Annotated in this window: 16 protein-coding genes and 1 riboswitch; of the genes, 9 read left to right on the top strand and 7 right to left on the bottom strand. The window is 69.6% G+C overall.

All coding sequences use genetic code 11. From position 1 onward, the window contains the following. The first annotated feature begins 294 nt into the window (after positions 1-294). On the top strand, positions 295-1,674 hold the full coding sequence (locus tag D6270_RS17020; RefSeq protein ID WP_109164643.1) for a serine hydrolase domain-containing protein: 1,380 nt from the start codon (positions 295-297) through the stop codon (positions 1,672-1,674). A 97-nt stretch (positions 1,675-1,771) separates the two neighbouring features. Here D6270_RS17020 and D6270_RS17025 read toward each other — a convergent pair whose 3' ends face one another. Beyond that, positions 1,772-2,224 (bottom strand): GNAT family N-acetyltransferase, encoded by a 453-nt coding sequence (locus tag D6270_RS17025; RefSeq protein ID WP_109164642.1) that lies wholly within the window; start codon positions 2,222-2,224, stop codon positions 1,772-1,774. Between the two features lie 28 nt (positions 2,225-2,252). After that, positions 2,253-2,711, bottom strand: a complete 459-nt coding sequence (locus D6270_RS17030; RefSeq protein ID WP_109164641.1) for a MarR family winged helix-turn-helix transcriptional regulator — start codon at positions 2,709-2,711, stop codon at positions 2,253-2,255. Positions 2,712-2,849: 138 nt separating this feature from the next. On the opposite strand from D6270_RS17030, the gene D6270_RS17035 reads away from it, so the two are divergent. Next, positions 2,850-4,061, top strand: coding sequence for an MFS transporter (locus D6270_RS17035; protein WP_109164640.1), 1,212 nt, complete (start codon positions 2,850-2,852; stop codon positions 4,059-4,061). An 80-nt stretch (positions 4,062-4,141) separates the two neighbouring features. Beyond that, complete coding sequence (locus D6270_RS17040) at positions 4,142-4,564, top strand: GlcG/HbpS family heme-binding protein (protein ID WP_109164639.1); 423 nt, start codon at positions 4,142-4,144, stop codon at positions 4,562-4,564. An 80-nt stretch (positions 4,565-4,644) separates the two neighbouring features. Here D6270_RS17040 and D6270_RS17045 read toward each other — a convergent pair whose 3' ends face one another. From D6270_RS17045 to D6270_RS17060, 4 genes are all read right to left on the bottom strand, one after another. Next, entirely contained in the window at positions 4,645-5,526 is an 882-nt protein-coding gene (locus D6270_RS17045; protein WP_109164638.1) for a GNAT family N-acetyltransferase, read from the bottom strand. A 126-nt stretch (positions 5,527-5,652) separates the two neighbouring features. Further along, complete coding sequence (locus D6270_RS17050; protein WP_109164637.1) at positions 5,653-6,132, bottom strand: NUDIX domain-containing protein; 480 nt, start codon at positions 6,130-6,132, stop codon at positions 5,653-5,655. A gap of 44 nt (positions 6,133-6,176) precedes the next feature. Beyond that, positions 6,177-7,301, bottom strand: a complete 1,125-nt coding sequence (locus D6270_RS17055) for a cystathionine gamma-lyase (RefSeq protein WP_109164636.1) — start codon at positions 7,299-7,301, stop codon at positions 6,177-6,179. Positions 7,302-7,350: 49 nt separating this feature from the next. Then, complete coding sequence (locus D6270_RS17060; RefSeq protein ID WP_093686830.1) at positions 7,351-7,728, bottom strand: phage holin family protein; 378 nt, start codon at positions 7,726-7,728, stop codon at positions 7,351-7,353. 91 nt (positions 7,729-7,819) lie between these two features. Here D6270_RS17060 and D6270_RS17065 point away from each other — a divergent pair, with 91 nt between their 5' ends. From D6270_RS17065 to D6270_RS17080, 4 genes are all read left to right on the top strand, one after another. Then, positions 7,820-8,137 (top strand): cupin domain-containing protein, encoded by a 318-nt coding sequence (locus tag D6270_RS17065; protein ID WP_099173235.1) that lies wholly within the window; start codon positions 7,820-7,822, stop codon positions 8,135-8,137. A gap of 139 nt (positions 8,138-8,276) precedes the next feature. Next, a complete protein-coding gene (locus D6270_RS17070) occupies positions 8,277-8,489 on the top strand; it encodes a DUF5326 family protein (RefSeq protein ID WP_093686876.1) in 213 nt (70 codons plus the stop codon). 269 nt (positions 8,490-8,758) lie between these two features. After that, positions 8,759-9,529, top strand: coding sequence for an IclR family transcriptional regulator (locus tag D6270_RS17075; RefSeq protein ID WP_318780023.1), 771 nt, complete (start codon positions 8,759-8,761; stop codon positions 9,527-9,529). Between the two features lie 101 nt (positions 9,530-9,630). Beyond that, positions 9,631-10,068, top strand: coding sequence for an SsgA family sporulation/cell division regulator (locus D6270_RS17080; protein ID WP_015609883.1), 438 nt, complete (start codon positions 9,631-9,633; stop codon positions 10,066-10,068). 30 nt (positions 10,069-10,098) lie between these two features. Here D6270_RS17080 and D6270_RS17085 read toward each other — a convergent pair whose 3' ends face one another. Next, positions 10,099-11,442: a YibE/F family protein gene (locus D6270_RS17085; protein ID WP_109164634.1), complete on the bottom strand. Its 1,344-nt coding sequence runs from the start codon at positions 11,440-11,442 to the stop codon at positions 10,099-10,101. 70 nt (positions 11,443-11,512) lie between these two features. Continuing rightward, a riboswitch (TPP riboswitch) is annotated at positions 11,513-11,647 on the top strand. Here D6270_RS17085 and thiC point away from each other — a divergent pair. Together thiC and D6270_RS17095 are read left to right on the top strand one after the other, a co-directional pair. Then, on the top strand, positions 11,640-13,442 hold the full coding sequence (thiC, locus tag D6270_RS17090) for a phosphomethylpyrimidine synthase ThiC (protein ID WP_109164633.1): 1,803 nt from the start codon (positions 11,640-11,642) through the stop codon (positions 13,440-13,442). It overlaps the preceding riboswitch by 8 nt. A gap of 299 nt (positions 13,443-13,741) precedes the next feature. Beyond that, on the top strand, positions 13,742-14,098 hold the full coding sequence (locus tag D6270_RS17095) for a DUF805 domain-containing protein (protein WP_109164632.1): 357 nt from the start codon (positions 13,742-13,744) through the stop codon (positions 14,096-14,098). Positions 14,099-14,175 lie beyond the last annotated feature (77 nt).

Below are 14,175 nucleotides of genomic sequence, written 5' to 3' on the forward strand. Positions count from 1 at the left end.
GCAGGGCCGCTCCGCCCTGGGAAATACTCGGCCTGGCGACTTCTCCACCCCAGAGTTGGGCTCCTGCCGAGCGCCTTCGCCTGGCCGGGCACGACGCCGCGCGCATGGACTTCCTTCCCGGCAACGTTCTGGCGGCAGGTGGACCGATCACCGGCGCCATCGACCGGGCCGTCAGTCACTTCACCGCGGCGGAGGGGGAGGATCGGCTGGACCTCGCCGAACAACGCGTGGGGAGTGCGCGTCGCGCCCGGTAATCCTCTCGTCAGGTGGCAGCCCGTCAGGTATGGGTTGTCCATGACTTCTCCCAGTGAAGAACTGCTCCCCGGCACCCGCCGTGCCCTCCTCCACCGTCTCGCCACCGCACAGCGGGAGGGGCGTGCGCCCTCGCTCGTGGGCGCGGTGCAGCGGAAGGGCCGGATCCTGTGGAGCGGGGGGCGTACGGGCCTGGAGGGGCGGGCCCCGGATGCCGACAGGCAGTACCGGATCGGGTCGATCACCAAGACGTTCACGGCTGTTCTGGTCCTGCGGCTGCGCGACGAGGGGCTGATCGACCTGGACGACCAGTTGGAGAAGCACCTTCCCGGCACCGGTGCGGGCGGGGCGACCGTGTTCCAGCTGCTCGGCCACAGCGCGGGACTTGGTGCCGAGGCGCCCGCCCCCTGGTGGGAGAGGACCCCGGGGACGCTACGTCCCGAGCTGGCCGATGTGCTCGGTGAGCAGCCGCAGATGCACCCGGCGGGCCACCGCTTCCACTACTCCAACCCGGGGTACTCCCTGCTCGGTTCGCTGGTCGAAGCCGTGCGGGGGGTCTCCTGGGAGGAGGCGCTGCGCCGCGAGGTCCTGGAGCCGCTGGGGATGCACCGTACGACGGGCGGTCCGGTCGCTCCGTACGCGGAGGGCTGGGCCGTCCATCCGTGGGCCGACGTGGTGCTGAGCGAGCCCGCCGAGGACCTCGGACTGATGGCGCCCGCCGGTCAGCTCTGGTCGACCGCTGCCGACCTGATGCGGTTCGCCGCCTTCCTGGCCGAGGGCGACGACCGGGTTCTGTCGGCTGCCTCCGTACGGGAGATGAGGACGCCCGCCGTACCCGCCGCCGAGGCCGGGGGCAACGGATACGGCCTCGGCCTCCAGATCGTGAAGGCCGACAGCCGTGTCCTCTTCGGGCACGCGGGTTCGCTGCCCGGGTTCGTCGCCGGCCTCTGGTTCAGTGAGGAGGACGACGTCGCCGCGGTCGCCCTCGCCAATGCCACCTCCGGGCTGCCGGTCGCCACGGTGGCGGCCGAACTCCTGAGCATCGTCGCGGACGCGGAGCCGCGGATCCCGGAGCCCTGGTGCCCGCTTCCCGAGGCCGACGAGGAGCTGCTGGCCCTGACCGGGATCTGGCACTGGGGGACCCACACGTTCACGCTGAGGCTGACCGGCGGCCGGAGCCTTGATCTCAGGCCACTGGGCGGCGCCGGGCGCGGAGCCGCCTTCGTTCCCCGGCCGGACGGCACCTGGACGGGGCTGGACGACTACTACGCGGGGGAGACGCTGAGTGTCGTACGGAGGGAGGACGGTTCGGTCGACCACCTCGACCTCGGCTCGTTCGTCTTCACCCGTGAGCCCTATGAGGCGGGAGCGGACGTTCCCGGGGGGCTGGACCCGGCGGGCTGGCGGGGGCTCGGCGGCTGACGCCTGAGCCGTGACGGGCGGTGGGGTGGGTGTTTCACGTGAAACACCCACCCCACCGCCCGTTGCCGTTCGGAAGGGAAGCCCTTCAAAGAGCCCTTCAGAGCGCGAGCTTGAAGCCCACGTGGCTGGCCGTGAACCCGAGCCGCTCGTAGAAGCGGTGCGCGTCCTTACGGGTGGCGTCCGAGGTCAGCTGCACCAACTGGCAGTCCTGACGGCGGGATTCGTCGACCGCCCACTGGATCAGCTGTGTGCCGAGGCCGCTGCCCCGCTCGTCGGCGTGGATGCGGACGGCCTCGATGATCGACCGGATGGCACCGCGCCGGGACAGCCCGGGCACCACGGTCAGCTGGAGGGTCCCGACCACACGGCCCTCGCGGACGGCGACGACGACATGCTGGTTCGGGTCGTCGGCCAGCCGCCGGAGCGCCGCGCGGTACGGGGCGAGGTCGTCCGGCGACTCGCGCTGCGCGCCGAGTGGGTCGTCGGCCAGCATGGCCACCACGGCGTCGAGGTCGGTCTCGGCAACGGGGCGTATCTCAAGATCACTCATGATCGGCAGATTACGCGCTCCTCGGCGGTCAGACCGGGACCTTCAGCTCTTCCACGGCCCGGACCAAGGGCGCGAGCTCGGGGTTCTCCGAGGCCTCGTCCAACGCCGCCCTCAGGGCGCTGTCGTTGGTCGGCCGGGCCTCCGCGAGCAGGGCGAGGCCCGTCTCGGTGACATCGGTGTAGATGCCCCGGCGGTCGGTGTCGCACAGGTACCGGGTCAGCAGCCCCCGGTCCTCCAGCCTGGTGACCAGCCGGGTGGTGGCGCTCTGGCTGAGGACCACGGCGTCGGCGACCTGCTTCATCTGGAGATGGCCGCCGGGGCCGCTGTGCTGTCGGCTCAGCACATCGAGGAGCGAGTATTCGCGCGCGCTGAGCCCGTGGCCCGACTGGAGGGCGCGCTCGATGCGGGCCTCGATCTTCCCGTGGAGCAGGGAGAGGGCGCACCAGCTCTGGGCGAGGGCGGTCAGAGCGGGGTCGGTCGCGGTCATGGTCTCTCCTCCGGGCCGGAGCTGCGTGGTTCCAGGATAGGGGACGCCTGCAATAGCCCGCGTTTGCAATTAACCAGCGCATGCAATTATTGTCGACGCTCGTAAGGCGCAGACGCAATCTTCAGGAAGGTGAAACCCATGCCGCTCGCGCTCCTGGCCCTGGCCATCGGGGCATTCGGGATCGGGACGACCGAGTTCGTGATCATGGGGTTGCTCCCCGAGGTGGCCGCGGACTTCCAGGTCTCGATCCCGACCGCAGGCTTCCTGGTGACGGGCTACGCGCTCGGAGTCGTCCTCGGTGCCCCGCTGATGACCCTCCTGGGCACCCGGGTCACCCGTAAGCGGATGCTGATGCTCCTGATGGGGCTGTTCATCGTGGGCAACCTGGTGTCCGCCCTCGCCCCCGTCTTCGGCGTCATGCTCGCCGGCCGGGTGGTGGCCTCCCTCGCGCACGGCGCCTTCTTCGGCATCGGCTCGGTGGTCGCCGCCGATCTGGTCGCCCCGCAGAAGAAGGCCGGTGCCATCGCCATGATGTTCACCGGGCTCACCGTCGCCAACGTCGTCGGCGTCCCGCTCGGCACCTACATCGGGCAGTCCGCCGGCTGGCGCACCACGTTCGTCATCGTGGCGCTGCTGGGCGTGATCGGACTCCTCGGCGTCGCCAGGCTCGTCCCCGAGCAGCCCAGGCCCGAAGGCGTCCGGATCCGCCACGAACTGGCCGCGTTCCGCAACGTCCAGGTCCTCCTCGCGATGGCCATGACCGTCCTGGGCTTCGGCGGAGTCTTCGCCGCGATCACCTACATCACCCCGATGATGACCGAGGTCGCCGGCTACTCGGCCTCCTCCGTCACCTGGCTGCTGGTCCTCTTCGGCCTCGGCATGGTGGGCGGCAACCTGGTCGGCGGACGGTTCGCCGACCGTCATCTGATGCCGATGCTGTACGTCTCGCTCGGCGCGCTCGCCCTCGTCCTGGCCCTGTTCACCGTGACCGCCCACAACAAGGCGACCGCGGCCATCACCATCGTCCTCATCGGCGCCCTGGGCTTCGCGACCGTGCCCCCGTTGCAGAAGCGGGTCCTCGACCAGGCGGCGGGCGCCCCCACCCTGGCCTCCGCCGTCAACATCGGGGCCTTCAACCTCGGCAACGCCCTCGCCGCCTGGCTCGGCGGCCTCGTGATCGCCGCCGGTCTCGGCTACACCGCCCCCAACTGGGCCGGCGCGGCCCTCGCCGCCTCCGCCCTGGTCCTGGCCGTGGTCTCCAGCCTGCTGGAGCGCCGTGGCGCCACCGCCGGAGGCCGCATCGTCGCCGGGAGCACCCCAGCGCCGGTCACCGCCCCGGCCCGGCACTGAGCCCCACCCCAGGGCCTCCCTTCACCGCACCACCCACCACCCCCTCCCACCGCACCGAGCAACGAATGAGGAGCAGTTCCATGAGCACCACCACCGCTGTCGCCCCGCTGACCATCCAGGACGCCGAGGCCCTCGTCACAGCGGCCCGCAGCGCCGCCGAGGGGGCCGGGGCCGCCGTCGCCGTGAGTGTCGTGGACGCGGGCGGCCACCTGCTGGCCTTCCGGCGTGACGACCGGGCGGTCCTCATCGCCGGAGAGACCAGCACCTGTAAGGCGTTCACCGCGCTGCAACTCGACGCCCCCACCGCGGACCTGGTCGACGCGGTGCGGCCCGGCGGGCTCTTCCATACCCTGCCGACCGCACTGGACCGCCCGCTCCTCTTCATCGCCGGCGGCCTCCCGCTGCACCGTGACGGCCGGCTGATCGGGGCCATCGGCGTCGGCGGCGGAGCGCCGGAGCAGGACCACGGGTTCGCGTCGGCCGCGGCCGACGCGCTCGTCTGAGACGGAGAACCGGAGTCCTGGGCTGAAGAAGGACCGCAGCGCAGCCGCACCCCCCGATCCGGCGGTGCGGCTGCCGCGCGTCAGCCCGTCGCGATGGTCAGCGGGGCGAACCTGCGGGAGGCGTCGCCCGGGAGGTCGTCGATGCCGTACGTCATCACCGAGGTCCGGGAGCCCGGCTCCAGGCCGCGCTCCACCAGCCAGCCGAGCAGCTCCTCGTGGCGCGCGTCCACATCGGTCCGCAACGGCCGGTCCGTCGTGGCCGCCAGCGCGGTGACGAGGGCCTTGGCGGTGGCCGTGTCCCGCGCCACCAGCGGGCCGACGACATGGGCCTCACCGCTCGGCCAGAGGGCCGCGTAACCGGTCAGCTCGCCGTTCTCCTCCGCGACCTGAAGCCGGTCGGAGAAGGCCGGGAGCCGGGCGATGAGGTGCGTACGGTCGATACCGAAGACCGGCAGGTCGAGGCGGACCATCGCCTGAAGATCATCTGCGGCCGCCGGGCGGGTGGCCACGGCCGGCTCCGGAGCCGCCGCAGCCCCGTCCCCCGCCCGGAACCGGCCCAGCACCCGCTGGGCGCCGCCCACATGGGCGAAGCCGAGCTTCTCGTAGAGCGGCTGCCCCTCGGGTGTGGCGTACAGCGCGAGCGGGGTCGGCCCGGCCTCCTCCATCACATGGCGCATGAGCCGCCGCGCGATCCCCTGACGGGCGTGGCGTCCGGCGACGAGCAGCATGCCGACGGTCGCCAGGCGGGGCCCGTACGGCATCACCACACAGGCCGCTACCAGGCCCCTCCCGTCGGGTTCCGCGATCCCGTATCCCGTACCCGCGGAGAGGAGCAGCCCCCATCGGTGCTCGTCGCGCGGCCAGCCCCGGTCTTCGGAGAGGTCGGCGCAGGAGACCAGATCTCCCCGCGTGAGGCGCCGTACGGGCAGGTCGACGAGGGGCAGGGGTGATGGGCTGTGCATGGGGTCAGGCTGTCCGACCCGGTGATCGCCCGTCCAGCGGTTTCCCGGAACTGGCCGAGAACCGAAGCGTCCGCCGCTCGGTTTCACGTGAAACATGGAGCGTGGCCGCGGCCGAGTCCGGGGCCGTCAGCTCAGGTCGGGGGCGTGCATCGCCCGTACGCCCTCGATGTTGCCGTCCAGATAGTGGCGCAGGGAGAGCGGTACGAGATGCACGGCGGCGATCCCGACCCGGCTGAACGGCACCCGTACGATCTCGTACTCCCCGAGAGGCTCGTCGATCTCCGGGCCGTGCCGCTGGGTGATGTCCATCGACGCGAGCCGGCAGACGAAGAAGTGCTGGACCTTCACCCCCGTGACGCCCCCGTCCGCGATGTGCTCCACGGTGTCGACGAAGCAGGGCACCACATCGACGATCTTGGCGCCGAGCTCCTCGTCGACCTCCCGGTGCAGGGCCTCGACGACGGTGGCGTCCTCCGGCTCCACCCCGCCGCCGGGCGTGAGCCAGTACGGATCGACCCCCGGCTTGGTGCGCTTGATGAGGACGAGGTCGTCGCCGTCGAGGAGGATGGCGCGTGCGGTGCGCTTGACCACAGGACGTTCGGTCATGGCAAGAGAGTGGCCCGCACGCGCCCGTCTGAAACTCCTCCGGCCTACCGGACCGCTTCGTCCAGCGCCCGCGCCACGTCCGCCAGCAGGTCCTCCGGGTCCTCCGCGCCGACCGAGAAGCGGATGAACCCCTCCGGAACGGCGTCGCCGCCCCAACGGCCCCGGCGCTCGGCGGTGGAACGTACGCCCCCGAAACTCGTCGCGTCGTCGACCAGCCGCAGCGCGGCGAGGAAGCGCTCCGCCGTCTCCCGGTCGGCCAGCTCGAACGACACCACCGAACCGAAGCGCCGCATCTGGCCCACGGCGGTCCCGTACGACGGGTCGGTGGGCAGCCCCGGATACCGCAGCCCGGTGACCTCGGCCCGCTTGGCCAGTGCCTCGGCGAGGGCCAGGGCCGTGGTGCACTGCCGGTCGATCCGCAGTTGGAGCGTGGAGAGCGAGCGGTGGGCGAGCCAGGCCTCCATCGGGCCCGGAATCGCACCGGCCACCTTGCGCCAGCGGCGTACGTTGGCGGTCAGTCCGGGGTCACGGCAGGTGACATGGCCCAGCAGGATGTCGCCGTGCCCGGTCATGCCCTTGGTGTCACTGGCCACCGAGAAGTCCGCGCCGAGCTCCAGCGGGCGCTGGCCGATCGGGGTCGCCAGGGTGTTGTCGACGGCGACCAGCGCACCCGCCTCGTGTGCGGCGGCCACGAGCCGGCGGATGTCGCAGACGTCCAGGCCCGGGTTGGAGGGGCTCTCGATCCACAGCAGCTTCGCGCCCTCCAGGAGCGCCAGCTGGGCGTCGCCGCCGGTCGGCGCGGTCCGGACCTCGACGCCGAAGGCCGTCAGCTGCTCCCGTACGAGCGGCAGCGCCTGGTAGCCGTCGTCCGGCAGCACGACGGTGTCCCCGGTGCGGACCTGCGAGAGCAGCACGGCGGTGATCGCCGCCATGCCCGAGGCGAAGACGGTGGTGCTCACGTCCTCACCGGGTGCCTCCAGCTCGCCGATGGCCCGTTCCAGATGGGTCCACGTCGGGTTGGTGTCCCGGCCGTAGGTATAAGGGCCCACCGGGTCGCCGGAGAGGTGGAAGTGCGCGGCGAAGACCGGCCCGGGCAGGGTCGGTTCGTACTGCTCCGGTTCGGGAAGTCCGGCGCGTACCGCGCGCGTTCCGTCGCCCATGGTGCTCATGCTGCTCCGTGATTCGTCTGTGGTCGGGCGGTCCGGGGAAAGGCCGCAGTCAGTCCTCGTCCGGCAGGACCATGTTGAGGGCCCAGGAGACGACCGAGATGATCAGGGCGCCGAGCACCGCGGTCCAGAAGCCCTCGACATGGAAACTGAGATCGAAGACGCCGGCCAGCCAGGAGGTCAGCAGCAGCATCAGCGCGTTGACCACCAGGGTGATCAGCCCGAGCGTGAGGATGAACAGCGGGAAGGTCAGAAGCTGGACGACCGGCTTGACCAGGAAGTTCACCACACCGAAGATCAGCGCGACCAGGATCAGGGTGAGGATCTTGCGGCCGGTGGAGCCGCCCTCCAGCGTGATGTTCCCGATCAGCCAGATGGCCACGGCCAGCGCACCCGCGTTGGCGATCGTCTTGACTACGAAATTCTTCATGTGTCTGATCGTGGCAGACATGATCGGTGGTTGACAGACACCGACGGCGCACACGGAACCGGTAGTACGGGTCACTAGGGGCGGACGGGCCATGAAGGCATTCAGACTGGACGAGCTGGAGGCGGAACGAGCCGCCAACGACGGCGCCTACCTGCAGTTCGTGCGGGAGCGGAACATGTCCGTCGGCCTGTACGCGCTGGACGCGGGGGCACTCGATCCGCAGCAGCCGCACCAGCAGGACGAGGTGTACTTCGTCGTCAGCGGCCGGGCGTCGATCACGGTGGGGACGGAGACGACTCAGGTCGGCCGGGGGAGCGTCGTCTATGTGCCGGCCGGGGCGGCCCACAAGTTCCACCACATCACCGAGGACCTGCGGGTGATGGTCGTCTTCTCGCCTCCGGAGGGCTGAGGGTTCCGGCGCCTCGGGGCCCCGGGTTCCCTAAGGGTTCGATCAGGGGTCTTCAAGGGCTGCGAGGTCCCTGTCGGGTCCCGGCGCGCGCTTAGCATCGAGGCAGGAACCCAGAGAGACGAGGTAGATGGCGATGGCCGTGCGGGAGATATACGCGGGGATGCCCTGGTGGGTGAAGTGGATCGCGGTGCCCGTCATCGCGATCTTCGTGTTCGGCGGTCTGATCGCCAGTGTGATCGGCTTCGTGATCAGCCTGCTCTTCAAGGTGCTGGTCTTCGTCGTGCTGGTCGGCGGTCTGATCTTCGTCGTACGCAAGTTCACATCCTCCTCGTCCTCGCGTGGTGATTGGTAGGAGAGGCCCCGCGGGCCGGTGTGGGGCGGGGGCACGCACAGGCCTGCGGATTAGCCCAGCAGAGCTAAGTCCCGGAGGAAAACACCCTCCTGCCGGAGGCGGCCGATACAGTGACATAACGCTGCCGCCATCTGGAATGTGACCTTCTGTCACCGAACCGACCGAGTGACCAGTGGTTTGTACGACAGTCCGGTCGTTGGTGCGGCAGCCCCGTGGGGGCGGCCTCCACGGGAGGGCTGACGGCCCGTCACCATGCCTGGGGGTGACCTTTGACCACGGCATCGAGTACCGCTGTTCCGACGTTGATCGGTTCGGTTCAGCGGGCGTTGAGGCTGCTGGAGGCTGTGGGCACCCATCGGGACGGGGCGCCCGCCAAGCAACTCGCACGTGAGGCAGGCCTACCGCTGCCGACCGCGTACCACCTGTTGCGCACGCTCACCCACGAGGGCTATCTCCGCCGGGAGAACGGTGTCTTCCTCTTCGGTGCGGCCGCCGAGAACCTGACCTCCGCTCGGGCCTCCAGACGCCGCCCCGCCTCCGTCCCCGACTCCCTCGCGCACTGGCGGGACGCCCTCGGGGTCCCGGTGTACTGCGCGGTCTACCGCGACGGCGAGATCGAGCTCATCGCGGTCGCGGACGCCCCCGACGCCCCGGCGGTCGACGAGTGGGCCTCCTTCCGGGAGACCGGCCACGCGCACGCGATCGGGCAGTGTCTTCTCGGCCAGCTGGACGAGAAGGACCGCGAGGACCACCTCGACCGGCACCCCGTACGGCCCCTCACTCGTTACTCAGTGCGAGATCGCGCGGCGCTTCTTGAGCGGCTCCGGACCCTGCGGCGGGGTGAACCGGTCATCGAACGCCAGGAGTACGCACTGGGTACCGTCTGCGCCGCCATTCCCGTCACAGCCGGTGCCACCATTGCGGCGATGGCCATTTCCGTACCCCTGGACCGGGAGGAACGGTTGCTGCCCGCAGTCGAACAGCTACGTGGCGAAGTGGCGAGCCTCTTGCGTTCGTTCGTGTTCTCTATCAGTATCTGAAAAATCACTCCTTGTGATCTGCTATCGCGTGCACCACGATGGCGTCAATAGGGCCATGGGGGATCATTCCTGGCCAGTTTCATCTACTCCGGGGTTGGACGATGCGCGAGTCGGTTCAAGCAGAGGTCATGATGAGCTTCCTCGTCTCCGAGGAGCTCTCGTTCCGTATTCCGGTGGAGCTCCGGTACGAGGTGGCTGATCCCTACGCCATCCGGATGACGTTCCATCTGCCCGGCGATGCCCCTGTGACCTGGGCATTCGGCCGCGAGCTGCTGCTGGACGGGCTCAACAGCCCGAGCGGCGACGGCGATGTGCACATCGGGCCGACCGAGCCCGAGGGGCTCGGCGATGTGCACATCCGTCTTCAGGTCGGCGCGGACCGCGCGCTGTTCCGGGCCGGCACGGCACCACTGGTGGCGTTTCTCGACCGGACCGACAAGCTGGTGCCCCTCGGTCAGGAGCACACGCTGGGTGACTTCGACGGGAACCTGGAGGAGGCGCTCGGCCGCATCCTCGCCGAGGAGCAGAACGCGGGCTGAGCCGGCCCGTACAGCCCCGCCTCGCGCCTCTCACGCCTTACGCCGGCGCCCCCTGCCGGTCCGTGCGGGGGCGGCGGCCGTGGATGAGGGGGTGGAGGCGCCCGGACGGTCGGCGGAGACCACCAGCGCGGCGAGCACCGTCGTCACCGGCACCGAGGCGACCAGACCGATCGAACCGACCAGCGTCCGGACGATCTCCTCGGCGACCAGCTCGCTGTTGGCCACCGTGCCCACACTGGACTGGGCGATGGAGAAGAGCAGTAGCAGGGGCAGCGCCGCGCCCGCGTACGCCAGCACCAGGGTGTTCACGACGGAGGCGATGTGGTCCCGTCCGATGCGGATACCTGCCCGGTACAGCCCGCGCCAGCCCATCTGCGGGTCCGCCTGGTGCAATTCCCAGACGGCGGAGGTCTGGGTGACCGTCACATCGTCGAGTACCCCGAGCGATCCGATGATGACACCGGCCAGCAGCAGACCGCTCATGTCGATGTCCGGGTAGAGACCGTGGATGAGGCCGGTGTTGTCGTCGGTGTTGCCGCTCAGATCGGCCCAGCCGATGAACAGCGAGCCGAGCAGCCCGATCAGCAGCAGTGAGATCAGCGTGCCGATGACCGCGACGGACGTACGGGCCGTCACCCCGTGGCACATGTAGAGCGCCGCCAGCATGATGGCGCTGGCCCCGATCACCGCCACCACCAGCGGATTCGAGCCCTGCAGGATCGCCGGCAGGATGAACAGGGTCAGCACGGCGAACGAGACGGCCAGCGCCACCAGCGCCATCACCCCGCGCAGCCGGCCCACCGCGACCACCGCCAGGGCGAAGATCGCCGCCAGCAGCGTCATCGGGATCTTCCGGTTCACATCGGTGACGCTGTACTGGAGGTCGCGGGGCGCGTCGGGGGCGTACGCCACGACCACGCCCTGGCCCTCGCGCAGTTGGCGGGGCGCGTCCGGCTGGACCACCTCGACGAACTTACGGCCCTTGTCGTCGCCGCTGGTCACCTCGACGGTCGCCTTCGCGCACTCCCCCTGCTGCTCGTTGACGGCCTCGCGGCCCGAGGGGGTGGAGGTGTCACCGGTGGGTGGTACCTGTGAGGCGTTGACGTCGGCGCAGTCGACCTTGACGACCTGGACGACCTTGCCGTCCTGGGTCTGCCGGTCGAATCCGACGCCGGTGCGCTCGTGGGCGGGGACGCCGCCGGGCCAGAACGCGATCAGGCCGACGACGACCGCCGTGGCGAACGGGATCAGGACGGCGGCGATGACCTTGCGCAGATGCTTGGAGACCGGGGCGGCGGGACCATGGCTGTGCGTATGTCCGTGGCTGTGGCCCTGGGGCGGCTGGGGTGCGGGGTCGCTTTGGGGGGAGGTCACGGGGCGATCATCGCAAGAACGGGAGGGCCCTCTGGTCAGCTCGCCGGAAAGGACGCTAGCGTGGAGGCACCTTTGCACACGCGGGAGCTCGGAGCACCGGGCTGAGAGGGCGCTGATCGCCGTACATCCGTACGGGACATGGCTGCGCCGACCGCCGAACCTGTTACCGGGTAATGCCGGCGTAGGGAGTAGGTCTCATGACCACAGCGGACGCACGCACGCCTGCCTCGAAACAGAACGACGGAACGCCGGACGGCACTCCGGACGACGAGGCCGGGAAGTCCATCGGCTGGCACAAGGGGTACGTCCAGGGCTCGCGCCCGGACCTCCGGGTGCCGGTCCGACAGGTGCACCTCACCAACGGCAAGGACGTGGCGCTGTACGACACGTCGGGGCCGTACACCGATCCCGCCATCGACACCGATGTCCGCCGGGGCCTCGCTCCCCTGCGGGATAACTGGATCATCGCCCGCGGCGACACCGAGGAGTACGCGGGCCGCCCGGTCCGCCCCGAGGACGACGGGCTCAAGCACACCTCGCCGCGCGGCGGGCTGCGCAACCTCGACGCCGTCTTCCCCGGCCGTCCGCGTCAGCCGCGCCGCAGCCGCGACGGACGGCCCGTCACGCAGCTCGCATACGCCCGGCGGGGGGAGATCACCCCGGAGATGGAGTACGTCGCCATCCGGGAGAACGTCGAGGCCGAAGTCGTGCGGGAGGAGATCGCGGCGGGCCGGGCCGTGCTGCCGGCCAACGTCAACCACCCCGAGATCGAGCCGATGATCATCGGCAAGCGGTTCCTGGTGAAGGTCAACGCCAACATCGGCAACTCGGCCGTCACCTCCTCCATCGAGGAGGAGGTCGACAAGATGACCTGGGCGACCAAGTGGGGCGCCGACACGGTCATGGACCTCTCCACCGGCCGCAACATCCACACCACCCGTGAGTGGGTGCTGCGCAACTCCCCCGTGCCGATCGGAACGGTGCCGCTCTACCAGGCGTTGGAGAAGGTGGACGGCCGGGCCGAGGAGCTGACCTGGGAGATCTACAAGGACACCGTCATCGAACAGGCCGAGCAGGGCGTGGACTACATGACGGTGCACGCCGGAGTGCGCCTGCCGTACGTCCCGCTGACGGCCCGTCGTAAGACCGGCATCGTCTCGCGCGGTGGGTCGATCATGGCGGCCTGGTGCCTGGCGCATCACCAGGAGTCTTTCCTCTACCAGCACTTCGAGGAGCTCTGCGAGATCCTGGCGACGTACGACGTCACCTACTCCCTCGGTGACGGGCTGCGCCCCGGATCGATCGCGGACGCCAACGACGAGGCGCAGTTCGCCGAACTGCGGACGCTGGGCGAGCTCAACACGATCGCCAAGCGGTTCGGCGTGCAGACGATGATCGAGGGCCCCGGGCATGTCCCGATGCACAAGATCAAGGAGAACATCGACCTCCAGCAGGAGATCTGTGAGGAGGCGCCGTTCTACACGCTCGGTCCGCTGACCACGGATGTCGCGCCCGCCTACGACCACATCACCTCGGGCATCGGTGCCGCGATGATCGCCTGGTGGGGCACGGCGATGCTCTGTTACGTCACGCCCAAGGAGCACCTGGGGCTGCCCAACCGGGACGACGTGAAGACCGGGGTCATCACCTACAAGATCGCCGCGCACGCGGCCGACCTCGCCAAGGGGCACCCGGGCGCTCAGGAGTGGGACGACGCGCTCTCCGACGCGCGGTTCGAGTTCCGGTGGGAGGACCAGTTCAACCTGGCCCTCGACCCGGACACGGCGCGGGAGTTCCACGACGAGACGCTGCCCGCCGAGCCGGCGAAGACAGCGCACTTCTGCTCCATGTGCGGACCGAAGTTCTGCTCGATGAAGATCTCCCAGGACATCCGCCGTCAGCACGGCGGTTCGCAGGAGGAGATCGAGGAGGGCATGGCCGAGAAGTCGAAGGAGTTCGCAGCGTCCGGCAACCGGGTCTACCTGCCGATCGCCGAGTAGACGGCCCCTTCACACCCGCCCCCGGCAACCGTTCGCGGTTGTCGGGGGCGGTCTCCGTACGGGCCGGTGACCTCGCGCCGCAGATCACCCCCTATGAGTATCTTGCGAGCTTGATCATCATCTGGTGTGATAGCGGACCTTGTTAAGCGACAGTATGGACACAGTCGTGTGGCAGCTGTATGTACGTTTCGCAGCTGCGTCAACTGAGCTTGACCCGTTCCTTATCTGTGGCTTACTTTCCGGCTTGCTTGGCTGAAATTTGGCGGCCCTCGCACGAGGGCCTCGGGGAGGGAAACACCATGGACTGGTACCTGGCAGTACTCAAGAACTACGCAGGCTTCAGCGGGCGCGCGCGCCGCAAGGAGTTCTGGATGTTCACGCTGGTCAGCTTTGTGATCAGCATCGTCCTGTCGATCATCGCCAGCCTGATCGGCACGGAGATCCTTTCCTACATCTACTCCCTCGCGATCCTCATCCCGTCGCTCGCGGTCGCCGTGCGCCGTCTGCACGACACCAGCCGCTCGGGCTGGTGGCTGCTGCTCGTGCTGATCCCGCTGATCGGTGCCATCGTCCTGATCGTCTTCCTCGCCTCCGAGGGCAAGCAGGAGCCGAACCAGTACGGCACCAACCCGAAGCTCGCCCCGCAGGTGGGCTGATCCACCGCTCCGGCAGGGCCGGAGCACCGCACAGGCCGGGCGCGGCACTCGCCGCCCCGGCCTGTGGCGTTTCCGGA

The organism is Streptomyces griseus subsp. griseus, from assembly GCF_003610995.1.
Lineage (GTDB): Bacteria > Actinomycetota > Actinomycetes > Streptomycetales > Streptomycetaceae > Streptomyces.